Annotated in this window: 17 protein-coding genes; 12 read left to right on the top strand and 5 right to left on the bottom strand. The window is 70.9% G+C overall.

The annotated features are described in order from the left end of the window. Positions 1-52: 52 nt before the first annotated feature. On the bottom strand, positions 53-1,213 hold the full coding sequence (locus CU254_RS39080) for an esterase-like activity of phytase family protein (RefSeq protein ID WP_037716305.1): 1,161 nt from the start codon (positions 1,211-1,213) through the stop codon (positions 53-55). Between the two features lie 65 nt (positions 1,214-1,278). On the opposite strand from CU254_RS39080, the gene CU254_RS39085 reads away from it, so the two are divergent. After that, positions 1,279-1,698 carry an SdpI family protein gene (locus CU254_RS39085; RefSeq protein ID WP_009085294.1) on the top strand — a complete coding sequence of 140 codons (420 nt, stop codon included), beginning with the start codon at positions 1,279-1,281 and terminating at the stop codon, positions 1,696-1,698. Here CU254_RS39085 and CU254_RS39090 read toward each other — a convergent pair. After that, complete coding sequence (locus CU254_RS39090; protein WP_009085296.1) at positions 1,695-2,276, bottom strand: YqgE/AlgH family protein; 582 nt, start codon at positions 2,274-2,276, stop codon at positions 1,695-1,697. The two genes, CU254_RS39085 and CU254_RS39090, sit on opposite strands and share 4 nt — an antisense overlap. A gap of 1,441 nt (positions 2,277-3,717) precedes the next feature. Between CU254_RS39090 and CU254_RS39095 the strand changes: the two genes are divergently transcribed. The 5 genes from CU254_RS39095 (at position 3,718) to CU254_RS39115 (ending at position 11,099) form a co-directional block, all read left to right on the top strand. Next, positions 3,718-5,073 (top strand): MFS transporter, encoded by a 1,356-nt coding sequence (locus tag CU254_RS39095; RefSeq protein WP_009085298.1) that lies wholly within the window; start codon positions 3,718-3,720, stop codon positions 5,071-5,073. An 80-nt stretch (positions 5,074-5,153) separates the two neighbouring features. Further along, positions 5,154-5,456 carry a hypothetical protein gene (locus CU254_RS39100; RefSeq protein ID WP_009085300.1) on the top strand — a complete coding sequence of 101 codons (303 nt, stop codon included), beginning with the start codon at positions 5,154-5,156 and terminating at the stop codon, positions 5,454-5,456. A gap of 20 nt (positions 5,457-5,476) precedes the next feature. Continuing rightward, complete coding sequence (locus tag CU254_RS39105) at positions 5,477-6,853, top strand: TNT domain-containing protein (protein WP_050788524.1); 1,377 nt, start codon at positions 5,477-5,479, stop codon at positions 6,851-6,853. Next, positions 6,854-9,082: an ADP-ribosylglycohydrolase family protein gene (locus CU254_RS39110; protein WP_009085303.1), complete on the top strand. Its 2,229-nt coding sequence runs from the start codon at positions 6,854-6,856 to the stop codon at positions 9,080-9,082. Between the two features lie 124 nt (positions 9,083-9,206). After that, positions 9,207-11,099: a TNT domain-containing protein gene (locus CU254_RS39115; protein ID WP_009085305.1), complete on the top strand. Its 1,893-nt coding sequence runs from the start codon at positions 9,207-9,209 to the stop codon at positions 11,097-11,099. Here CU254_RS39115 and CU254_RS39120 read toward each other — a convergent pair. The 3 genes from CU254_RS39120 to CU254_RS39130 form a co-directional block, all read right to left on the bottom strand. Beyond that, on the bottom strand, positions 11,085-11,918 hold the full coding sequence (locus CU254_RS39120) for a hypothetical protein (RefSeq protein WP_009085307.1): 834 nt from the start codon (positions 11,916-11,918) through the stop codon (positions 11,085-11,087). The two genes, CU254_RS39115 and CU254_RS39120, sit on opposite strands and share 15 nt — an antisense overlap. Further along, complete coding sequence (locus tag CU254_RS39125) at positions 11,903-13,228, bottom strand: sensor histidine kinase (RefSeq protein WP_009085309.1); 1,326 nt, start codon at positions 13,226-13,228, stop codon at positions 11,903-11,905. Before CU254_RS39125 ends, CU254_RS39120 begins: the two co-directional genes overlap by 16 nt. A 110-nt stretch (positions 13,229-13,338) precedes the next feature. Continuing rightward, positions 13,339-14,784 (bottom strand): CCA tRNA nucleotidyltransferase, encoded by a 1,446-nt coding sequence (locus CU254_RS39130; protein WP_009085311.1) that lies wholly within the window; start codon positions 14,782-14,784, stop codon positions 13,339-13,341. A gap of 101 nt (positions 14,785-14,885) precedes the next feature. On the opposite strand from CU254_RS39130, the gene CU254_RS39135 reads away from it, so the two are divergent. The 6 genes from CU254_RS39135 to CU254_RS39160 all read left to right on the top strand — a co-directional run bounded on the left by CU254_RS39135 (position 14,886) and on the right by CU254_RS39160 (position 23,225). After that, positions 14,886-15,392, top strand: a complete 507-nt coding sequence (locus CU254_RS39135) for an NUDIX hydrolase (RefSeq protein ID WP_009085315.1) — start codon at positions 14,886-14,888, stop codon at positions 15,390-15,392. 15 nt (positions 15,393-15,407) lie between these two features. After that, on the top strand, positions 15,408-17,573 hold the full coding sequence (locus CU254_RS39140) for a DUF6049 family protein (protein WP_009085317.1): 2,166 nt from the start codon (positions 15,408-15,410) through the stop codon (positions 17,571-17,573). Between the two features lie 704 nt (positions 17,574-18,277). Next, positions 18,278-20,056, top strand: coding sequence for a murein biosynthesis integral membrane protein MurJ (gene murJ / locus CU254_RS39145; RefSeq protein WP_234392906.1), 1,779 nt, complete (start codon positions 18,278-18,280; stop codon positions 20,054-20,056). 79 nt (positions 20,057-20,135) lie between these two features. Next, the gene (locus CU254_RS39150) at positions 20,136-21,734 is read left to right on the top strand and encodes a protein kinase family protein (RefSeq protein WP_009085321.1); all 1,599 of its coding nucleotides are present in this window, start codon (positions 20,136-20,138) and stop codon (positions 21,732-21,734) included. Between the two features lie 31 nt (positions 21,735-21,765). After that, positions 21,766-22,431: an RNA polymerase sigma factor SigM gene (gene sigM, locus CU254_RS39155; protein WP_009085324.1), complete on the top strand. Its 666-nt coding sequence runs from the start codon at positions 21,766-21,768 to the stop codon at positions 22,429-22,431. Beyond that, positions 22,428-23,225 carry a hypothetical protein gene (locus tag CU254_RS39160; RefSeq protein ID WP_009085326.1) on the top strand — a complete coding sequence of 266 codons (798 nt, stop codon included), beginning with the start codon at positions 22,428-22,430 and terminating at the stop codon, positions 23,223-23,225. The genes sigM and CU254_RS39160 overlap by 4 nt, the downstream gene beginning before the upstream one ends. The last annotated feature ends 66 nt before the right edge of the window (positions 23,226-23,291 follow it).

Below are 23,291 nucleotides of genomic sequence, written 5' to 3' on the forward strand. Positions count from 1 at the left end.
GCAGGCCAAGGAGCAGCCGAGCCGTGTTCACGCACTCATCGTAACGCCCTGGTCAAAGCCGTTCCGACGGGACCGCCAAAGCGACGACCTGGGTGACTTGGGACGCGGAGAAGTTGTTGTCGCTCACGAGCACGAGACTGCGCTCGCCGGACGGCAGCGCCGGGCCCCAGGTCATCCCCTCGATGTTGTCCACAGTGGAGAGCGGCAGGTCGGAGAGGTCGGAGAGCAGCTTCTTCTTGACCGGCTTGACGTTCTTCGCGTCTTTCAGCGACGAGGTGTGCAGGACGTTCGTGGCACCGGTGGTGTCGATCTCGAAAATGCGCACCTTGTTGCCGGCGCCGGTGACGAAGGACCGCTCCATCATCAGGAATTTCGTCGGATCCGCCTGGTTCACCGCGAGCATCGAGGAAACACCGGTGTCCGCGAACCCGGTAGCGGGCTTCGGAGCGGCGAAAAGCTTCTCCTGCGGGTACGCGTACTGCGCCAGCACCGGCCCGAACCGGCTCTGCAGTGTGATCCTCGACAACGCACCCGACGTCGGCGTGGGCGGCGGTCCGTCCTGGAGCAACGGAGCTTCGACCTCGCTGGCCAGCAACGTGCCGAACCCGGTGTAGGCGAGGCCTTCGAGGACGTAATTGCGACGCGGACCAGCGTCCGGAGTCATCCGCTCGTTGGCGGGCAGCGGCAGGTCGCGGACGTAGTGCCCGTCGCGAGTGGCTTCGCGAATGGACGGCTGGATCAGGTGCTGGTCCGCGAGCCGATCGCCTTCCTGTGACCAGACGTAATGCCCGGTCCACGGGTCGACTCGCAGTTCCTCGGGGTCGATCGTCTGCTCGTTCTGCGGAGCGGCCGGATCGTTCTTCGCGAGCGGCGGATAGGGGGTGCCGTCCGGGCGCAGCAGCGGATGCGTGCCGGTGAAGGTGACCGGACCCACACCCTTGGCGCCGACGTCGAACTTCGCGGTGTAGAAGCGGGCCGGGTTGATCGCGGAGCGGTCGTCGCTGATGAAGACGTACCCGCCGGTGCGCGGATCGAAGTCGACCGAGGACAGTCCGCCGACCGTGGTGCCCTGGAACTGCAGGTTGTGCGGGACGAGCTGCTCGCCGAGCAACCGGACCGGACGCGGTGAAGCATCTGCGGTTGCGGGGACGAGCAAGGACAGCGTGACGATCCCGGCGGCGGCGAGCAGCCGGTGTCGCGTGGACGAAGACATGGCCCGTAGCACAGCCGACGAGGGTATCCGGGACATTGCCGCGAGGTCACGCTTATCCTCAGGGGGTGTTCGCTATCGCGCTCGTCCCGATCGTCCTTGGTGTCGTCGTCGGCTGGGGTGGATTCCTCGGCGTGCGCGGACGGCTGAGCAGGGCAAGCGGGGCCGGAGTCCGGACCGAAGCCTCGATGCGCAGCGAAGAGGCCTTCAAGCTCGCCAACCGGGTCGCCGGAATCCCGACCCTGGCCGGCGGAGCCGCCGCGGTCGTCTGCGGACTCGCCGGACTCGCGATCCCCGCCACCGCGGGCCTGGTCGCCGCCGCGATCGTCGGCTTGCTCGGCCTGCTGGTGATGGTCGTCGCCGGAGCCCGGATGGGCGCCCGAGCCGCCCTGACCGTGCCCGCCCCGTCGCCGGTTCCGGCCGGCTGCAGCGGCTGCGCGTGCGGCGCCGGCGGCTGCGGAGTCCTGCAGAAGTCCAGCGAGGCCTAATTCCGCTGCAAATCGCCAGGATGGGTGGCCAGCAACGCGAGCGGCACCCCCTGGCGGCGCAGCACCTGACCCCAGAGGTCACGGCTGGGCGGCGCGAGAATGTCGCTCGGCAGAGCAGGGACGATCACCCAGTCCTCGCGCTCGATCTCACCCGCGAGCTGCCCCGAATCCCACCCGGCATAGCCCGCGAACACGCGCACGCCCCGCACCTTCGGCACCAGCACTTCCGGATCGCTGTCCAGATCGACGAGCGCGACCGGCCCCCGCACCGCGACCACGCCCGGCACACTGGAAGCGGTCTCCCCAGTCCGCAACGCGGCGAGACACAACGCGGTCTTCTTGTCGACCGGCCCGCCGACGAAAACCGACTGCGGCTCCGCGACATGCGCGCCCCACCCCGGCAAGACGTCGTTCACCGGAACATCAGACGGCCGGTTCAAGACCACCCCGAGCGTGCCCTCCGCCCGATGATCGATCACGAACACCACCGTCCGCTTGAAGTTCGGGTCGAACATCGTGGGTGCGGCGACCAGGAGCGTTCCCGGTTCAACCTCGGCGTCCGCTGGCACGCTCCCCATGATCCCATCACCCGCCGAGGGAAATCCTCCCGGCACGGGAACACCAGCACCACCCGCCCCGTTGAGAACAGTGAGCCGGCGCACTCGTGTCCCCCGGGCTCACTGAAGAACCGCCTTTGTGGAATACCGGTCCGGCCGGAGCCACACTGCGCCAAGCCGCCGAGAGGCGAAACGAGTGCGCCGGTGTTGGCTCGTCCTGTTCGGTGCTTCGCACCTTCCCCCTTCACCGGCGCCGTGTCGCCCGGGGGGCCGAGCCCCCCGGACCCCCGCGGTGCCTTCGGTGCGGTTTTCGGGGTGGGCGGGGGCGGAGCCCCCTTTGCTTGGGATCGGGTGGTGGGGTGTGTTTTTCGGTTCGGTTGGTGGCTGGGCTACGGCCCGGTGGCAGTCGTTCTGTGTGGTTACGGGGCGGGGCTTGATTTCTTTCGCCTCGGGTGCCGACTGTTGGGGCTGTTAGCCGCATCGTGACCTGCTCGGTTAGCCGTTTCGTGCCACGGCGGGCGGGTCTTCATGCTTCTGTTCAGGAGGTCAGGGCAACCGCATCACGACCTGCTCTGACATCCTGCGGGCTTGGAAACCTTCGCGCCGTTGCGGGCGGGCCTTCATTGTTTTCCCTCGGTGCCGATCGCTGGGCCTGCTAGCCCCACCACGACTTGCCCGGGAAGCCGGTTCGGGCCATTGCAGGCGGGTCTTCATTGCTTCCGCCCCAGGTGACGATCACCGGTCCTGCTCGCCGCACCACAATCTGCCGAAGCAGTCGGTTCGGGACCACTGCCCGCGGGTCTCCATCGCTTCCGCCCAAGGTGACGATCGCCGGGCCGCCGCACCACAATCTGCCCGAGCAGTCGGTTAGGACCACTGCAGGCGGGTCTTCATTGCTGCCGTCCCAGGCGACGATCGCCGGTCCGCCGACCCACCGTCTGTGTCGGAAGCCGTTCCTGCTGCGGCGGGCGGGGTCTTCATCGCTGCTGTCCCAGGCGGCGGTCGCTGGTCTGAGCACCACCATTTGCCTGGGGGGTCGGTTCGGGCCGCGGCGGGCGGGGCTTCGTTGCTGCGTCCCGGGTGCCGACCGGGCTAGGTCGGGCAACTGCGCCATGACTTGTCCCGACGTTCTGCGGGCCGGGAAGCTCTTCCGGGGTGTTGTGGGCGGGTCGTTATCGCTCTCGGTCCATGGGCCCACCGCCGGGGTGGCACGACTGCCTGGGCGGTCGGTTTGGGGCGTTGTGGGCGGGTTTTCTCGCTTTTGCTCCACGTGCTGGCTCTCGGGTTGGGCAAACGCGTCGCAACCTGTTTTGAGGTTCCGCGGGACCGGAGGTTTCTTCCGGGGCGTTGCGGGTCGTTATTGCTTTCGCTCTGGTGCCTGCCGCCGGGTCGTTCGCTGCACCACAACCTGCTCCAGTCGGGGCGTCGTGGCTTCGCCTCGGGTGTCGGGCCTGCTGACTGGATGCGTGGGCCGGGGCGTCTCAGAGGGTGGGGGAGGGGTGGGTGGATCGGTAGGGTTTCAAGGGTGGGGGAGCGCGCGCGTGGGCGGGTGCCGTTGTTTCGGCGGTTGTTGTTGACTCGGTTCGCGGCTCAGTGGGGGGACGGGGTCTTTCGGGCCGGACTGGCCGGGGCCGTTTTGTTCAACCCGGAGCGGGCGGCGGATCCGTTGGCTATCGCGGAGGGGTTCGCGGCCTTGCTGCTGCCTTATTCGCTGGTCGGGCCCTTCGCGGGGGCGTTGCTTGATCGGTGGGATCGGCGGCGGGTGCTCGTGTTCGCCAGCTTGGGGCGGGCCGTGGCGGTCTTGGGTTCGGTTGTTGCCGTGGGGGCTGGCGTCGGCGGGATTGGGTTGTTTTCGCTCGCGCTGCTCGCCGAGGGGTTCAGTCGGTTTATCGGGTCGGGGTTGTCTGCTGCGTTGCCGCACGTGGTGGAGGCGCGGGCGGTGGTTTCGGCCAATGCGGTGGTGGCGACGTTCGGGTCGGCGATGGCGGTCGTCGGGGGCGGATGTGCGATCGGGCTGCGGGCGGTGTTCGGGTCTGGCGACGTGGGTTCCGCCGAGACCACGGCGTTTGCTGCCGTAGGGGCGTTGTTGTCGGCGTTTCTCGCGCATCGGTTCGCGAAGGGTGTGCTGGGGCCGTCTGTGGTGGACGAGCCGACTAATCCTCTGGTGGCGGTCGCGCGGGGGCTGGCTGATGGGGCGCGGCATGCGTGGCGGGCGCCTCGGGTTACGGCTGGGTTCGTCGCGTTGTTCTCGCATCGGGCGGCGTACGGGATTTCGTTGCTGCTCAGCGTGTTGCTGATGCGCAATTACTTCGCTGACGACGGGATCTTCCGCGCGGGGTTGCCCGGGCTAGGGCAGCTGGTCGCGTGCGCGGGGGCGGGCATTCTCGTCGCGGGGCTGGTGACGGCGCGGCTGATTCGGTCGCTGGGGCGGACGCGGGCGGTGCTGGGGTCGTTGTTCGTTTCGGCGGTCGCGCAGGCGGCGCTTGGGTTGCCGATGGTGCTGCCGTTGGCGTTGATCGCGTCGTTCCTGATCATGGGGACCGGCCAGGTCGTGAAGCTGTCCGTCGATTCGGCGGTACAACTGGACGTCGCGGACGAGGCCCGCGGGCGGGTCTTCGCGCTGTACGACACGCTCTTCAACGTCACCCAGGTAGCGGCGGTTTCGGTCGCGGCGATCTTCGTCAAGGACAACGGATATTCGCCTGAGCTGATGATTGTCGCGACCGCGCTCTATCTGCTCGGCGGGGCCGGATATCTGCTGGCCCGCCGTCGCCGCGGTGATTCGCTGGCGCAAACCGTTGAAGCCAAACGGGGGTAGTAACTCACCGTCTGGCATTAGGGTGACTTGTGACCCGGTCGAGTTAATCTCGGCCCGCGCAACCGACACGGGGGGCCACCGTGAGCACCATCGGCGACGACCGTGCCCGTCTCGACGCCGCTCCAGCTGTCCTGACCTCGCCCGACGGGCTCGTCCGCGCTACCGCCGGACCCGCCGGCACGCTCGGCCGGCTTGAATTCGCCCCGGACGCCTTCGAGCGGACCACGCCCGCGCAGCTCGCGTCGACCGTCCAGGCACTCGTGCAGCATCTGGCCGACGTACCCGAACCGCAGCACAGCTCCTCGATGCCTGCCCCGCGGCCGACCCCGCGCCGCGTCCGTCCGCGCGGAACCGTTCCGCAGAACCGACGTCGCGGGTCCTGATGTCGTCCGCTCCGGACGAAATGATTCACGTGGAACCAACGAGTGCCGGACAGCAGGCACTCGTCGAGATCGGCCGGTTGCTCAAGGCGCACCGGGCCGATCCGGACGCGCCGGCCGGAATCGGGTTCGCCCAGCTCGGCGACCATTTCGAGGTGCAAGCCCGCAACACCGTCGCCGGCACCGAGGTCGTCCAGCGGCTCACCGCGTTGCGCGCCGAGATGTACCAGCAGGGCCGCGGCACCTGGATCCAGGCGCGCTACGTGCTCACCCCGGACGGCGCGTTCGACTTCGACTACTTCACCGAGGACGAGCCCCCGTGGACGACGCCGCCCGATTCGTCCGCCTACCTCGCCGAACTCACCACCTTCCCCCGCGACGACGAGCACCTTCCCGACTGGTGGCGGCTGCACGTCGGCCTCCCGCTCGGCGTCGTCTTCCGGCACGCCGCCACCGGTGCCGAGACCCGCGAACCGCTGTCGGAGGAAGAACTGCCGCTCGTGCTGCGGTATCTCGAGCGCGAGGCCGAGGTCGGCACGAAACACCGCACCGACGGCACCTGGATCTGGCCGGTGGAGGTGGCCGAGCAGCTGCGCGAGAACGGGATCGCGCCCGAGCCCGACCTGCTCCAGCACATCCGTGACCTGCGCTTTCACCCGCCGTACGTCGAACCTCTGGTGCGCCGCACGGCGGAAGCCGACCTTGCTGGGAAACCGCGTCCGCGACCGACCCCGGACGACGTCCAGCGCACCGCGGGCGACGTCGCCGCGGAGCGGGAAACCAACCCGGACCCGGTCCTGTCCGACCCCGAACTCCTGACCCACCTCGGCCACCGGCTCGACTCCTTCGGCATCTGGCCTGACGTCCGCTGCCTCGGCGGCCGAGAGTCCGGAAAATGGAGCCTCTACCAGGTCAAAGCCGGTTGGGCAGTTGTCGCTCCGGACGGTCGCGACCACATCTTCGCCCGCCTCGAAGACGCCGCTCAACAGCTGCTCGGCGCGTTGCTGCTGCATCCCGCCCGCGCGACCGGCGGCCGCGAAACCCCGCTGGAAACGGCGCGCGAAGTCGCCGACTGGCCGGTCCAGCCCGTGCCGGGTGACCCTCCCCTCACGCTGCTGCGGAACAAGAGACTCACTCGGTTGGCGGAAGGTACCGTCGTTCTGCGATTCGGCGAGGAACCCGGCAACCTGGTCCACCACCGGGCGGTACGGTTCGCGACGACGTCCCTGCCACTCGAACGGGAGCGCATGACCAGCACTTTTCGCCTCCGAAGATCACTCCATGTGATTACCGGGGTGACGGTGCCCTGGGCGAACCTTCCCGGGGGCGCGGTGGCGTACGTCTTGCCCAAGCCGATCGCGGAACACGAGTCCGACGGAAGCCTGGAGAGGATCGAGTAGGTGGAAGCGGCGGAAGCGGTGGAGAAGGTCGGGAAGTGGTTGCGCGCCGTGCACGGCCCCGAGGTCTCCGGGCCGGGCGGCCTCCGGGTCGACCACGACCGCGTGCTGCGGGTCCCCGAAGGCTGGTCGATCCCCTACAACACCGTCGCGTTCCTCGACGACGGCCGTCCGGACAAAGAGCTGTTCCCCGCCCCGTCGGTGCTCGTGCGCGAGCCGGACGGGGAGCTGCGCCAGGCGCATCCGCATCCCGGCGGGCTCAGCACCCCGGTCGCCTACCCGGGCCAGGAGAGCTGGCGCGAGGTCGTCGACCCGGAGTACGCGAAGGCCGGGCTCGGCGAACTCGGCGTGCCGCTGCCCGCGGTCGCGGGCTGGGTGAAGGTCGACAACGACGGCCACCAGACCGGGGACGAACGCGAGAACCCGGAGTACAAGGCCGGTCCGATCCGCCGCGGCTACCCGAAGCCGGAAAACCCGCTGGAAACCCTGCTCGCCTTCGCGAGCGTCGGCTGGCTCTCGCGCGAACAGCTGCTGATCGGGCTGCTGCGCTGCGAAGTCTTCGTGCCCTTCGACCTCAAAACCGGCGCGACCGACCGGTTCTACTTCTCCGAGGAACGCAACGAGCTGCGCGTCTTCAGCTCGACCCGGCATCTGCCCGCCCGCGAGCACGCCTGGTGGCGAGTCGACTTGGCGACCCTCGCTGAATTCGAGCACCCGCCGAACCTGGTGATCAACGGCGGTCCGGCGACTTTCGAGGACGTCGCCGGCGCTGAGCTGACCGCGATCGCGAAGCGGTTTCCCCGGCAGGAGCCGCGGGTCGACGAGAACGGCCGCTGCCCGGAGATCGAAGAAGACCTGGAGAAGTTCGCCGTCGAAACCGCCGCGCGGATCGGGCTGGACAAACCGGTCGACGTGCCGAAGGCGGCCGCGGAACGCGCGCGGCGGCACGGTTTCGAGCTCACCGCGGACGAATGCCGCAAAACCGTCCTCGGCCGGTCGTGGCTGCGCCGGTTCGAACAGCCGGAGCCGAGCCGCTCGCGGCCGAACGACCTGCGCGCCAATGGGCTCGTGCCGTCCTGGGACAACGAGGGCCGGATCGTGCCGAGGCTCGACACGTTCGGCAAGTACCCCGAGATGAGCCTGGAGAACTTCCGCTACGGCTGGCAGCGGGTCGTCGGCGCGTGGGTCGGCTTCGCGCTCGGCGAGGCGCTCGGTTCGGCCGTCGACCGGATGCGGCTCGACGAGATCGTCTCGACCTACGGCCCGGACGGCGTCCGGGACCTGCCGCTCGCGTTCGACCAGCCGGGCCGGATCGGCTCGATGACGCAGCGGCTGCTTTTCCTCACCGAGGCGGTGATCCGCAGTCCACACCGCGAACAGCCGGAGTCGCGCGACGTCGAAAAGCTGTTCCCCGGCGTGGTCCGCGGCGCACTGGGCCGCTGGCTGCACACGCAGGGCGCGGCGATCCAGAACGCCGACGGTTTCCTCGTCAAGGTGCCCGAACTGCACGCCCGCCGCGCCATCGACGACGCCGAGCTGAACGCGTACTTCGCGCTGGTCACCGGCGATCCGCAAGCCGCGCCGCTGTCGGGTCCGGCCGCGCTGCTCGGCGCGCTGCCCGCGGTGCTGACCGCGGCGGGTCCGGGCACCGGGTTCAGCGGCGGCATCGGCCAGGTCGTGCGCGATCTGGCCGGCGTGACGCACCAGCCGGACGACGTCGCCGCCGCGACCTACCTGGCGTGGGTGTTCGAGAAGGCGCTCACGAAGGATTCGTTCAGCTATCCGGTGTGGAATCTGTCCCGCGAGGTCCTCGAAGAGCACGACGGCCCGGAGTGGGGACCGGTGCGCGAACTGGTGGCCGAGGCGGTGCCGTTCTTCGGCGAGCACGGCCTGCCGGACCTGCGGATGCCGGAGCTGATCGGCGACGGGCACAGCACGCTGTCCGTCCTCGGCCGTTCGTTCGCCGCGCTGTCCGGCTTCGAGAATTACCCGGAACAGGCCATGTTGCGCGCGGTGAACCACTCCGGCCGCAGCGCGCTCACCGGCGCGTTGACCGGTGCGCTGCTCGGCGCGCGCGTGGGCGTCCCCGGCCTGCCCCGGAAGTGGGTCGAACAGCTTGAATTGCACCACCTGATCGAACAGGTGGCGACCGACGCGCTGTGGCATTTCGACCGCCATTCGGCGCGCAACGCACTCGGCGACGCCTGGGTGCAGCGCTACCCACGACACTGATCGGTCACCCGAGCAGGTATTTGTGGGCGCATCTTCTCCCGTCTCCGGTGACCGATGGTCGGGTCGTGACCCGGTCGGCTAAGTTCGTTGCGGCTACACGGGGGACTTCGGGGAGGAACCAGACGTGCGGTACCGGGTGGAATCGGGAGAACGCCCAGACGGCCTGTACGCGACGCTCGACGAACGCACTTTCGCGGCACAGCGCTCCACCACCGACGGCACGCTGCTGCTGACCGTCATCGGCGACGAGGAAGCGCCCGAGGGATTCGACCGCGAGCACGAGGGAAAGTCGGCGAGGGTCGTCCTCGCGAACGAGGTGCCCGCGACGTTCGACCTGCGCACCTACGTCGAATACGACGACGAGCTGTTCGAGGTCGCGCCGGGCGACCAGCCGAATCTGACGCTGCGCTGGACGCGGCACGATCCGCTGCGCGCCGCGCAGCTCGGGCTCACCGATTTCTCGGTGACCGTCCCCGGCAAGCAGCTCACCGGACTGTGGCTGACCCGGCACGACTACGGCGAGCCGAAAGCCGAGATCGACGGCGGCGACCAGACCCGGATCCTGCGCGGGATCGGCCGCACGCTGCGCCAGGTGCCCGGCGGGTGGACGCGGGTCGCGGCGCAGTTCCGGCAGGTCGGCGACTACGCCGAACTGGAGGTCCGCGCGGTCGGCGACGAGAACGGCCCGGTTTCGGTCGCGTTGCCCGGCACGCCGCAGCTGAGCACGTTGTTCTCCCAGCTGCGCGCCGCGATGTACCAGCCGGAGACCGGCACTTGGTTCCAAGGCACCTTCACGCTCGACGCCGATTCGCAGTTCGATTTCGACTTCGACGCCGACCAGGAGCCGGACTGGCGGCTGCCGCCCAACGACGCCGGCGAACCCGCCCGCGAGTCCTATCTCGTGGAGCTGACCCGGTTCCCGCGTCCGGACAAGCACCTGCCGGACTGGCTCGGCGCGAAAGCCGGGCTGCCGCTGAGCATCGGCTTCCGCCAGGCCCGGCCGGTCGACGCGCACAACGAGGGCGAGCGCCCCGTGGTGAACCGGCCGCCGGTGCCGCCGGACCAGGTCCGCGGCGTGCTCGACTACCTGTTCCGCTCGCCCGTCGTCCTGCACCGGCCGGTGCCGCAGCCGGACCTCTTCGCGCCCGGCGCGCCGCCGGACGTGCCGCAGGCCTTCCACACCGACGGCACCTGGATCTGGCCCGCCGCCGTGCCGCACTACCTGCGCAAATACGGCGTTCCGCCGGAGCCGGAGCTGGTCGAGCACATCCGCGCCGCCGGGTTCCGGCCGCCGATCGTGCGCGACCTGGTGCGCGCGACCGCCGAGGCCGACGTGCTCGGCAAACCGCGTCCGGGGCGTACCGAGGCCGACATTCCGGACGACAGTTCGCTGGCCCGGGCGGTCCGCGGCGAGCCGAACCGCGGGTTGCGCGCGGCCGAGACGTTGGCGCTGCTGCAGCAACGGCTTGTCGAGCACGGCGTGCCGTCGTCGGCGTACCGGATCGGCGCGGACGAGGTGCCCGCCGAGGGCGTGTGGACGTTGCGGCGCGCGGAAAACCGCTGGGAGGTGTCGCGTCCGCCGTCGGTGGAGCCGGTCGCGTTCGCCAGCCTCGCCGACGCGGCCCGCTTCCTCCTCGGCACGCTGCTGATGCTGCCGCCGCAGGCCCCGGACGAATCCGATCAGCCCGCGGACTGGCCGATCCTGCCGATGCGCGGCGAGCCGCCGCTGTCGTTCTTCCGCGGCAAGCGGATCGTCGCGCTGCCCGCCGGCACGACCGTGGTCCGGTTCGGGCCCGACGCGGGGAACCTGGTGCACCCGAACGCGGTGCGGTTCCTCGAAACCTCGCTGACGCCGGACCGCGAACGCGACCGGCACGAATACCGCGTGCAGCGCACGATCCGGGTGCTGACCGGCGTCACCGCGCCGTGGGGCGGGCAGCCCGGCGGCGCCGTCGCGTACCTGCTGCCGCGGCCGATCGCGCAGCACCTCGAACAGGGAGCGCTATCCCGGCTGTGAAGCCGTGATCAGCACGGCGGGCGACCACCAGTAGTCCGCGAGCGGTTCCACTGTCACGTCGGCGAACCCGGCGGCCTCGAGCTGCCGGGTCCACTCCGCGGCCGGATGTTCCCAGTTCGTCCGCGCCGTCCCGGCCGCGACACCCAGCAACACCGGCAGCAGAAACCCTTGTGCCACCAGGGAAGCCTGCTCGCCGTATTCGGCGACGCCCCGTTCGTACCGCTGCGCGAGCGACTCCAGGTCAGCGGTGTCCGGCACGTCGAATTCCGCCAGCACCAACCGTTCCGTCCGCGATCGCAACGCGCTCAGCACCGCGGCCCGGACGGCGGGCTCGATCGACTGCAGCGCGAACGTCGATTGCGTGAGGTTCCACGTGGAACCAGTCGCGGCGAGAAAGTCCTGCGCGGTCCGGGAAAACCGGCGCGCACCAGGGATTTCGACGTCGGCGAGCAGCGCCTCCGACGGTTCGACGAGGTCGATCCGCTCCGGCCGGAACGAGGCCCGCGCCAACGCCGGTTCGATCGCCAGCCCGTCGCCGCAGCCCAGATCCAGCAACGCTTCCGGACGCCAGGAGTCGTACCGCGCAGCCAGTTCTCCGCTCAACCGCCGGTACAACTCGACGTTCCCGCCGCCGCGAATGAACGCCGTGAACGCGGCGGGCTGGTCGTACACCGGACCGCTCGGGCCCGCCGCGAGATACGTCGCCAGCTCTGCGCCCAGCAGCGTCCCGGAAGCCGAAGCAAGCGCACCCGCGCGTTCGACGTCCCCGTCCCGGTACGCCGCCAGCGCCCCGGCCACCCCGCTCACAGCGGCACCCACAACGTCACCCTCGTTCCGCTCCCCGGACTCGATTCGACCAGCGAGGTCCCGCCGACCTCGGCCAGCCGCGCGGTGATCGACTCGCTGATCCCGAAGCCAGCCGGCCGTTCGTGCGGGCTGAACCCGGTGCCGTGGTCCCGCGTGATCACCGCGATCCCGCCATTGCGTTCCTCCACGCGCACCACGACCTTGTCCGTCTCCGCGTGCTTCATCGTGTTGCGCATGGCCTCCCGCACCGCATCGCGGATCGCGATCTGCCGGACCTCGGACAGCGTGTCGTCATCGAGTTCGGCGATCACCAGCTGCGCGCGCAGACCGTCGCGCGCCATCTCCGCGGCCAGCGCCGCGAGCTTCTCGCCGAGCGGCCGCGCGCCTTCTTCGGCCCGCTGCGCCGCGGCGGTCTCGATCGTCTGCCGCAGTTCGATCGCCTGCGCGCGGGCCAGCCGCTGCACCTCGACCAGCCGCTGATCCGAATCCCCTGGACCGCCGAGCGCGATCGCTTCGAGCGTCTGCAGCACCGTGTCGTGCAGCATCCGGTGCTGCCGCGCGCGTTCGGCGAGCCGCCCGTTGCGGATCCCGTACGCCAGCGCCAGCCGGATCCCGAGCCCGAGCAGGATCAGCGCGCCGGTCGCGGTGAACAGGACGCCGAACATCGTCGGATACAGCGACGCGGCCTGCGCGAAATCGAACGTGCCGTGGTTGAACAGGTCGGACAGCAGCCGCACCGGCAGGCTGAGCACCGCCAGGCCGAGCCCGGACGGGATGCCGACGGCGAGCGTGAGCAGGGCGACGCTGCCGAACAGGTGCTTGTCCGCGACGCCGACCGCGTCGTGGAACACCGCGGGCGACACCGTCGCGCCCGTGAACAGCTCGAACGTGAGCGTGGCCACGAGGTCGACCAGCAGCAGCCGCCCGGCGAGGTCGCTGCGGAACGGGGCCCGGCGCATCATCCAAGCCAGGCCGAACGCACTCAGCGCGACCGAAAACGCGGTCACGATCGCGACCGACGCCAGCCCGGCCGAACCGTGCTTGACCGCGTACGAAACGAACGTCGCCGGCACCACCAGCAGCCGGTAGACGAGCGGGACCAGCACCACGTACCGGGCCGCCCGCAACAGCAGGCCGTCGTGCTGCCGGTCGTCGACCGGACCGGCCATCCGCGAGATCCGCTGCAGCGCCCGCACCGGGGTGGGATCGGCGATCTCGTCGGTCAGCCCGGTCGTCGCGGTCGCCAGCGCGGGCGTGCCGCGCCGCAGCAGCATGACGAGAAAGCTGGCTCCGCGCCGGTCCCCGTCGTGCTGCCGCGCCATCGATCCCCCCGTTCGGTTCGAGACAGGGAGTATCTCGGCTGGCCGGGCGATGATCCAGAGGCCAAAGGGGGATCGTGGTGAACCCGCGATCCCGAATTCACTTCCCGGGACTATTCGCCCGAGCCGAGCCCCTCGGTCTTCGCCCATTTCTTCAGCTCGGCGACCGCCTCGTCGTGGTCGAGCGGACCGCGGTCGAGGCGCAGCTCCTTGAGGAACTTCCAGGCCCGGCCGACCTGCGGGCCCGGCGGGAGGCCGAGCAGCCGCATGATCTCGTTGCCGTCGAGGTCCGGCCGGACGCGGTCGAGGTCCTCCTGCTCCTTGATCCGCTCGATGCGGGCCTCGAGGTCGTCGTAGGTCGCCTGCAGCGCGGCCGCCTTGCGCTTGTTGCGCGTGGTCGAATCGGCGCGGACGAGCTTGTGCAGCCGGGTCAGCAGGTCGCCGGCGTCGGTGACGTAGCGGCGGACCGCCGAATCGGTCCACTCGCCGCCGCCGTACCCGTGAAACCGCAGGTGGAGGAACACGAGCTGGGAGACCTGCTCGACGATCTCCTTCGAGTATTTCAGCGCGCGCAAACGTTTGCGGGCCATCCGCGCGCCGACCACCTCGTGGTGGTGGAAGCTCACGCCGCCGCCGGGGGTGAACTCGCGGGTGGCCGGCTTGCCGATGTCGTGCAGCAGCGCGGCCAGCCGGAGCACGAGGTCCGGTTCGCTGGTCGGCTCGTGCGACTTCTCGAGCGCGATCGCCTGCGCGAGCACGGTCAGCGAATGCTGGTAGACGTCCTTGTGCTGGTGGTGCTCGTCGATCGCCAGCCGCATGCCGGGCAGTTCGGGCAGCACGCGGTCGGCCAGCCCGGTGTCGACCAGCAGCTCCAGGCCCGGCCGCGGGTCGGGGGCGAGCATCAGCTTCGACAGTTCGGTCTGGACCCGCTCGGCGGTGATCCGGTCGATCTCCTCGGCCATCGACGTCATCGCCTCGACCACGCGCGGCGCGGCGGTGAAGCCGAGCTGCGCGGAGAACCGGGCGGCGCGCATCATCCGCAACGGGTCGTCGGCGAACGACTCCTGCGGCAGCGCCGGGGTGTCGAGCACCTTCAGCCGGAGCGCGTCCATGCCGTCGTGCGGGTCGATGAACGTCTTCCCGACCAGGTCGATCGCCATCGCGTTGACGGTGAAGTCGCGGCGCAGCAGGTCGCCCTCGATGGTGTCGCCGAAGGTGACCTCGGGGTTGCGGCCGACGCGGTCGTAGCTATCCGCGCGGAACGTCGTGATCTCCAGCGTCGTGCCGTTCTTGGTGACGCCGACGGTGCCGAACGCGATGCCGACGTCCCAGACCGCGTCGCCCCATTCGCTCACTATCTGCAGCACCCGGTCCGGACGCGCGTCGGTGGTGAAGTCGAGGTCGCTCGACAGCCTGCCGAGCAACGCGTCGCGCACGCTGCCGCCCACCAGGTACAGGCTGTGGCCGGCGCGGGCGAAGCGCTCGGCCAGCTCGTCGGCCAACGGGGACACTCGCATCAGTTCCGTCACCGCGTTCTGCTGGGCGACCAGGTTGTTCACTCGAATCCCACCACGAAAATGGCGCCGCCACCGCGGACGCCGCCGGACACGGACACGGAGAGCCAGAGTACCCGGGCGGCCGTTTGCTCTAGCATCGCAGCATGTCTGGATCTGCCGGTCGCGCCGGACCGCCGACGCCGCGCCGGCGGCGACGGCGCCACCGCGGCAGGCGGCTGACCACGGTCGACGAGACCTCGGCGGGCGGACTGGTCGTCGACCCGGAGCGCGAACGCGCGGTGCTGATCGGGCGGCTCGACCGACACGGCAGACTGCTGTGGTCGTTGCCGAAGGGCCACATCGAGGACGGGGAAACGGTGGAGCAGACCGCGGTGCGCGAGGTGAAGGAGGAAACCGGCATCTCCGCGCGCGTCCTGCACCCGCTGGGCACCATCGACTACTGGTTCGTCGCGCAGCAGCGCCGGGTGCACAAGACCGTGCACCATTTCCTGCTCGAAGCCACCGGCGGCGAACTGTCGGACGAGGACGTCGAGGTGACCGAGGTCGCCTGGGTTCCGCTGGCCGAGCTGGAGACCACCCTCGCCTACGCGGACGAGCGCAAGCTGGTGCGCGGGGCAGCGGAACTTTTCGCGCCCGACGAGCGCGGCTGAGAGGGAGCACCCGAAGTGAAGCGGCCCGCCGCCTTCTTGCTGTCCTTGCTGATCGTCGCCGCCACCGCGTTGTTCGGTGCGCCGGCCGGCGCGCAGGAGAACTCGTCCGGGGAACCGGCCCGGCTGCGGCTCGACCTCGGCCAGTTCTCCCCGCGCCTGGTCACCAGCTCGGACCAGGCCATCACGGTGACCGGGACGGTCACCAACACCGGGTCCCGGCGGATCGTCAAGCCGATGGCCCGGCTGCAGATCGGCGAACGCCTCGCCAGCCCGCGCGCGATGGACTCGGTGCTCGCCGGGAACCCGGTGCAGGACAGCCCGCTCACCGACTTCGTGTCGCTCGCCCCGGAGCTGGAACCCGGCCAGAGCGCCCGGCTCGACATCACCGTGCCGCTCACCGGACCGCGCGGCGCGGCGCTCCGGCCGGGCGTGTACCCGCTGCTGGTGAACGTGAACGGCACCCCGGAGTACGGCGGCCCGGCCCGGCTCGCCGCGGTGAGTTTGCTCCTGCCGGTGCTGTCCACCCCGGGCCACGCGAACAACCAGGCGACGCAGCGGCATTCGAAGGTCGCCGTGCTGTGGCCGATCACCGACAGCACCCCGCACATCCAGTCCGCGCCGTTCGGCGTGCCGATGACGCTCACCGACGATTCCCTCGCCGACGAACTGAGCCCGGGCGGACGGCTGTATTCCCTGGTCTCGGCGGCGCGGGCGGCACAGGAGAACAACCAGAAGATCGGCAGCTCGCTCTGCTTCGCCCTCGACCCCGACCTGCTGCGCACCGTCGACGCGATGCGCAACGGCTACCGGGTCAGCGGCGGGGTGGCGGGCAAGGGCGCGGACGCCGCGTCGAACTGGCTGGCGGCGCTGCGCGCGCTGGTCACCGGCCGCTGCGTGATCCCGCTGCCGTTCGCCGACGCCGACCTGACCACGCTGGGCAAGATCCGCGGCGCGGACGGCAACCCCGACGCCGGTCTCCTGACCACGGCGTTGAACGGCACCGCGACGATCCGCGAGGTGCTCGGCGTCGAGTCGAAGAGCGGCGTGCTGTGGCCGGGCGGCACGCCGGACGAGAAGGCACTCTCGGCGATTTCGTCGGGCGGCTACCAGACCGTGCTCACCGACAGCGGCAAGCTGCGCGCGGGCGGTGACGACGAGACCGTCACCGGCGCCGCGACGCTTTCCGACGGCCTTCGCGCGCAGCCGACCAACTCGATGGCCACCGCCGGTCTCACCGGATTCCTGCCGAGCCCGCAGACGCCGACCACCTACAGCGGTGCGTCGCAGCGCGCGGTCTCCACGCAGAACGGGCTCGCCGCGATCGCCTTCGAAGCCGGGCTCGGCCGCACCGAGGGCGCCACCAGCGGACCGCTGCTCGTCGCGCCGCCGCGGCGCTGGGACGCCACCACCGACGAGCTGAACGCCTTCCTGTCCGGGCTCGGCAAGCTCACCGCCGCCGGCGTGACGGCCGGTTCGACGCTCGACGACCTGCTGGGGAGCCCCCCGGACGGCAGCGCCTCGCTGGTCGCCGGCCCCCGGTCGGACGGCGGCGCGGCGGTCGCCGACCAGCTGTCCGGCCTCGACCAGGACGCCGCCAGCCTGATGTCCGCGATGCAGGTGGACCAGCGGAACCGGGTCGAGCCGAAGGCGATAGTCGGGCCGGTGCGCGACGCGCTGGTCCGCGGCAGCTCGACCGCGTTCGGGCCGTCCGGCGTGCCGTCGTCGGCCTCGGCGAACGCGACCGCCGAACTCGCCGCGATCCGCGACCAGGTGACCGTCGAACAGCCGAAGCAAACGATTGCGCTCGCGTCCGGGTCCTCGCCGCTGCCGGTGTACGTGCACAACGACCTGCCGGTCGGCGTCTCCGCGCAGATCGCGCTCAAGAACAACATGGGCGTCCGGCCGGAGCAGGCGGCGAAGAACTGGCTCTTCCCGGCCAAGGGCGGGCAGACCAAGTACGTGCAGATCGAGGCGCTGCGGGCCGGTCACCTGTCGGTCGATGTGTCGTTGACCACCCCATCGGGCACAGATCTCGGCGCGACCGCGCGGTTCGAGCTGACCTCGACCGAATACGGCCCGATCACCATCATCGTCACCGTCGCCGCTGGTTGTGCGCTGCTCCTGCTCGCGTCCCGGCGGATCTACCGGCGGATCAAGGAGGGCCGGAGCGGCACGCCCTGACATCCGGCGGGGGCCGGGTGCGCGCGCCCGTTCCCGATTACCCTGGGTCGGCGCTGCCACAATGGCAGGGAGCCAGGGGACCGCCGAGGATTGGGCACGCGTTGGACAAAGAGCCGGGTCAGCCACCCGAGCGTGCGGGGCGTCCTCGGCGGGACGGCGCGGCGCCGAGGCGGAGCGACCAGCCTCGCCGCGCGGTTCGGGACGCCCGTCGCCAGCCGCCGCCCCCTCCTCCGCCGCCGCCCGCCGACCGCAGGCAGCCGCCGCCCAACGGCACCCGCCGGATGCCGTTGCCGGACGACCGCCCGCCCGCCGAACGTCCGCCCGCCGACCGAGTGCCCGTCGACCGGGCTCCTTCCGACCGGGCCCAGCCGCGCCGGATCGACCCGCGCGGCGGCGAGCCCCGGGACCCTCGCGCGCGCCGCGTCCCGCCGCCGAACGGCCAGCAGCGTCCGGCCCCGACCAGGGCCGCCATGCCGCCGGTGCGCCGGCCGCCCCCGCCGCGGCCGTCCGGGCCGCCGTCCGGACCTCAGCAACTCCCGCCGTCGGGCCCGCAGCCGGTCCCGCCGGCGAACCAGGCGCCGAACCGGGGCCAGCTTCCGCAGCCGACGCCGCCGCCCGCGAACGTGCCGGGCCCGCAGCCGCCGGTGCACCGCGGCCGCGGCCCGCGACCCGGCACGCCGATCCGGCCGTGGCAGGAAGAGGCGATGCGGGACCCGGACGCCACCCGGTTCATCCCGCGCACCGCCGGCGTCCCGCTGGCGGCCCCGTCGCGCTGGCCGACGGCCGACCCGGACGTGCTGCGCCCGTACGACGCGCTGGCCACCCAGGTCATGCCGCGGATCAAGGACGCGCCGCTCGCGCGTCCGGCCGAGGCTCCCGAGCAGCCGAAGGACGAAGGCCCGTCGGTGGCCAAGGAGTCCGGCCGGATGGCGATCGCGTCGCTGATCAGCCGGATCACCGGGTTCCTGTGGAAGGTGCTGCTGGTCGCGGCGATCGGCAACGGGATCGCGACCGACTCGTTCAACGTCGCGAACACGATGCCGAACATCATCTTCGAGCTGCTGCTCGGCGGCGTGCTCACCAGCGTGGTGGTGCCGCTGCTGGTGCGTTCGCAGGACGATCCGGACCACGGCCAGGCCTACGCGCAACGGCTGCTGACCACCGGCGTCACCGTGCTGTTCATCGGCACCGTGATCGCGGTGGTCGCGGCACCGGCGTTCACGTCGCTGTACATCGATTCGTCCGGCAACGCGAGCGCGGGCCTGACCACGGCGTTCGCCTATCTGCTGCTGCCGGAGATCTTCTTCTACGGCGTGTTCGCGCTGGTCTCGGCGATGCTGAACGCCAAGCACGTGTTCGGTCCGACCGCGTGGGCCCCGGTGATCAACAACCTGGTGGTCATCTTCACGATCCTCGTGGTCTGGCTGATGCCCGGTTCGATCGACACCGGCAATCCGTCGCTCACCGACCCGAAGGTGCTCATCCTCGGCCTCGGCGTCACCGGCGGCATCGCCGCGCAGGCGCTCATGCTGGTCCCGCCGCTGCTGCGGTCGGGCTTCCGCCCGCGCTGGCGCTGGGGCCTGGACAGCCGGATGAAGGAGTTCGGCGGGCTGGCCCTGTGGGTTGTCGGCTACGTCGCGGTCAGCCAGGTCGGCCTCACGATCACCACCCGCGTGCTCACCAAGGGCACCTCGGGCGGCGTCACCGCCTACAACTACGCGTGGCTGCTCTTCCAGCTTCCCTACGGCGTGCTCGGCGTCTCGCTGCTGACCGCGATCATGCCGAGGATGAGCCGCGCCGCCGCCGACGGCGACACGAAGAAGCTGGTCGCCGACCTGTCCTACGCCTCGCGGATCTCGACGGTGACCCTCGTCCCGATCTCCGCGGTGATGACCATCGTCGGCTCGTCGATGGGCGTCGCGCTGTTCGCGCTGGGCAAGGGCTCGCTGGAGGGCGCCGAGCGGATGGGCCAGGCGCTGGCGATCACGGCGTTCGCGCTGCTGCCGTACGCGCTGGTGATGCTCCAGATGCGGGTGTTCTACGCGATGAAGGACGCGCGCACGCCGACGTTGATCATGATCGTGATGACTGTGGTCAAGGTGCCGCTGCTGTTCCTGTGCCCGGTGCTGCTGAACCCGGAGAACGTCGTGCTCGGCGTCATGATGGTCAACGCGCTGACCTACGTGATCGGCGCGATGCTCGGCCAGGTGTGGCTGTGGGTGACGCTCGGCAACCTGCGCAGCAAGCGGGTGATCGGGGTGATCCTGTTCACGGTCGTGGCGAGTGTGCTCGGGGTCGCCGCCGCGTGGGTCGTGGGGCTGATCGTGCCCTCGTCCCTCGGCCCGGTTCCGCACGCCTGGATCAAGCTCGTCCTGCAGGGAGTCGTCGGGATCACGGTCTCGTTCGGGGTGCTCATGGCGCTGAAGGTCGAGGAGCTGAAGCCCGTAACATCGAGATTCACTCGATTGATCAAGCGCGGGTAACGATTGATTCACGACTCACGACGCTTCTACGGCTGATGATCCGGGTACCCTCGGTGCCGGGAGCGAAGCGGGAGAGAGCGTGGACACGAGACGAAGCGAGCAGGCGGGGGACGCCGCGGGCATTCGCGCCCGGGGCGGATCGCTCGCGCCCGGACGCGTCGTAGGGGACGGCCGGTATCGCCTGCTTGCCCAGTTCGGGGTGGACGAGCGAGCCGCGGCGCACCTCTGGCGGGCACGGGACGGGCAGCTCAAACGGGACGTCGCACTGACGCTGCTGGTCGGCGATCCGGCCGACCCGGAGGCGGCGCGGCAGGCCCGGCGCACCCTGGAACGGGCCGCGCACGCGTCGAAGTTCGGACACGGCGGCGTCGCGCGGGTGCTCGACGTGCTCAGCCTCGGCAGCGGCGTCACCTCCAGCGAGGGACTGCTCGGCGTCGTGGTGGCGGAGTGGACCAAGGGCAGCGACCTGGTGGACCTGGTCGCGCAGCGCCCGGTGGCCCCCGCCGCGGCCGCGCGGATGGTGCAGGCGCTCGCCGAGGCGGTCGACCACGCCCACCAGAACGGTCTCGTCCTCGGCCTCGACCACCCGCAGCGACTGCGGCTCACGCCGGGCGGCGCGCTTAAGCTCGCCTTCCCCGGCCCGCTGCCGGAAGCCACCCTCCGCGACGACGTCAAGGCGCTCGGCGCGGTCCTGTATCTACTGCTCACCGGACGCTGGGCGCTGCCCGGCGGACCGCCCGCGATCCCCGCGGCGCCGCTCACCCCGCAGGGGCACGTCGTGCCGCCGCGGTCGCTGGTGCCCGCGGTGCCGCCGGAGCTGTCCTCGCTGGCCGTCCGCACGATCGAGGACGGCGGCAGCGGCGGGATCCGCACCAGCTCGGCCATCCTGCGCGTGCTCGGCCAGGTCGCCGAGCAGGAGGAACGCACCCAGCTGATCAACGCGGTCGGCAAGGACGAGGCGGTCGATTCCGACGGCACGATCTGGACCACGAAGAAGCCGGTGAAGGACGTCGCGCGGCGGCGGAAGCTGGCCTTCGGCGTCACCGTGCTGGTGGTCGCGACCGTGGTGATCCTCGCGTGGGGCGGGCTGATGCTGATCAACCTGTTCCAGGGCGACGGCAAACCGTCCGGTCCTCCGCTCAACGTCGCGGCACCCCCGAGCAGCGCGGCCCCGGCCAAACCGGGCAACCAGGCGCCGCCGCCGGGGAACCAGCCGCCCGCGGGTCCGAAGATCGGCGATCCGGTGGCTCCGAAATCAGCCTCGCTCTACAACCCGGAGGGCTCGGGCGACAACCCCGGCCGGGTGAAGAACACGATCGACGGCGACCCGGGCACGGTCTGGAAGACCGACCAGTACCAGCAGCAGCTGCCCGCGCTGAAGCCCGGCGTCGGGATCGCGGTCTCGTTCGACAACCCGGTGAACCTCGCGCAGGTGAAGATCAGCGCGGACAGCCCGGGCACGAAGGTCGAGATCCGGTCGGCGGACAGCAAGAACCCGCAGCTCGACGACACCAAGGTGGTCGGAGGCGGGGACCTGAACGGGCCGGACACCACGATCACCCTGCAGCAGCCGACGCAAAGCCAGTACTTCATCGTCTGGATCACCCAGCTGGGCGACAACGGCGGCAACGGCTTCGTGAGCCAGATCGGAGAGCTGACCTTCCTGCCTGCGGCGTGACCTGCGACCACGACTCAGTAGGCTCTGCCGGGTGACGGCTGCAGCTCCCACGGATGCGGATCTGATCGCGGCACACGCCGCGGGCGATCCGCATGCGTTCAGTGAACTGGTCCGGCGGCATCGAGACCGCATGTGGGCGGTAGCGCTGCGCACGCTGCGCGATCCGGAAGAGGCGGCGGACGCGCTGCAGGAGGCGTTCATCTCGGCGTTCCGCGCGGCGGGCAAGTTCCGCGCGGAATCGCAGGTCACCACCTGGCTGCACCGGATCGTGGTGAACGCGTGCCTCGACCGGATCCGGCGGAGGCAGGCCCGGCCGACCGTGCCGCTGCCCGAGACCGGGGAGTTCAACGAACCGGCCGCGCCCGGCGATTCGATGGCGGAGAAGGAAACCAGCCTGCTGGTCCGCAAGGCGCTCGACGAGTTGCCCGAAGACCAGCGCGCGCCGATCCTGCTCGTCGACGTCGAGGGCTATTCGGTGGCCGAGACCGCGAAGATGCTCGGCATCGCCGAGGGCACGGTCAAGAGCCGGTGTGCGCGCGGGCGGGGAAAACTCGCGAAGGTTCTCGGGCATCTGCGGAACCCGGACGCGGGTGGCGACGTCCCAACTAACGAAAGCAAACGCAAGCACGCCACTTCGGAGGGGTCCCGGAGTGCCGGGCGAGCCCAGCGCTCGCCGGGGAACGGGGAGGGACGATGACGGACGAGAGCCGGGGGGCAGGCGGAACCATCGGACCGCCCTGGTCTGTCGACCTGCTCGCCGACCTCCACGCCGGGGTCCTCGACGAGCACGAGGCAGCGCAGCTGTGGCCGCGGGTGAACGCGGATCCGGAAGCACGCGCGATCATCGAGGCCCTCGAGGCGACCACCGCCGACCTGTCCGCGCTCGCCGCGGAACCGGCCCCGCCGATGCCCGCCGAGTTCGCGGCCCGGCTCGACGCCGCGCTCGCCGCGGAGTCGGCGGCCCGGCAGGAGGCGACGTTTCCGGCCGCGGCACCGGCGCCTGCTGAGCAGCAGGTCGCGCCGGTGGTGGACCTGTCGGCGGCGCGGAAGCGGCGGAACCGGCAGCTCGGCTGGGGTGCCGGGATCCTGACCGCCGCCGCGGCCGCCGCGGTAGCGATCACGCTGACGGTGCCCGGCAAGACGACCTCGGAGACCTCCGGCGTCGCCGCGCCCGCACCGTCCGCGGTGGGCGGCCCGTCCGTCGGCGCCGACGGGAGCGGGGCGGAAGCGCTGCTCGGCGGCGGTCTCGGCGTGCGGAACTACGGTCCGCTGCAGGACGGGAAGCGGTTCGACGCGTGTGTCGAGGCGGCGGGCATGGACCCGGCGGTGCGGCCGGAAGGCGTGCGGCCGGTGACGGTCGAGGGCAAGCCGGGCGTGGTGGCGATTTACACCACCGGCAAGCTCGCGCAGTTCCGGCTGGTCGCGTTCGGCGCGGACTGCGGGCCGGGCCACCCGGACAAGCTGTTCGACAAGGTGGTCGGCAAGAAGTAGCGGGCAGGGCGTAGCGGCCGTCACCGCCGGGAACACCTCCACCTACGATCGTGTTGAGCCTGGAGC

Source organism: Amycolatopsis sp. AA4 (genome assembly GCF_002796545.1).
Classification (GTDB): Bacteria; Actinomycetota; Actinomycetes; order Mycobacteriales; family Pseudonocardiaceae; genus Amycolatopsis.

Bases quoted from the DNA above. Each gene is read 5' to 3' on its own strand.
- CU254_RS39080 (WP_037716305.1), bottom strand. From the start codon at position 1,213: ATGTCTTCGTCCACGCGACACCGGCTGCTCGCCGCCGCCGGGATCGTC.
- CU254_RS39090 (WP_009085296.1), bottom strand. From the start codon at position 2,276: ATGGGGAGCGTGCCAGCGGACGCCGAGGTTGAACCGGGAACGCTCCTG.
- CU254_RS39095 (WP_009085298.1), top strand. From the start codon at position 3,718: ATGCGTGGGCCGGGGCGTCTCAGAGGGTGGGGGAGGGGTGGGTGGATC.
- CU254_RS39105 (WP_050788524.1), top strand. From the start codon at position 5,477: ATGATTCACGTGGAACCAACGAGTGCCGGACAGCAGGCACTCGTCGAG.
- CU254_RS39125 (WP_009085309.1), bottom strand. From the start codon at position 13,228: ATGGCGCGGCAGCACGACGGGGACCGGCGCGGAGCCAGCTTTCTCGTC.
- CU254_RS39135 (WP_009085315.1), top strand. From the start codon at position 14,886: ATGTCTGGATCTGCCGGTCGCGCCGGACCGCCGACGCCGCGCCGGCGG.
- murJ (WP_234392906.1), top strand. From the start codon at position 18,278: ATGCGGGACCCGGACGCCACCCGGTTCATCCCGCGCACCGCCGGCGTC.
- CU254_RS39160 (WP_009085326.1), top strand. From the start codon at position 22,428: ATGACGGACGAGAGCCGGGGGGCAGGCGGAACCATCGGACCGCCCTGG.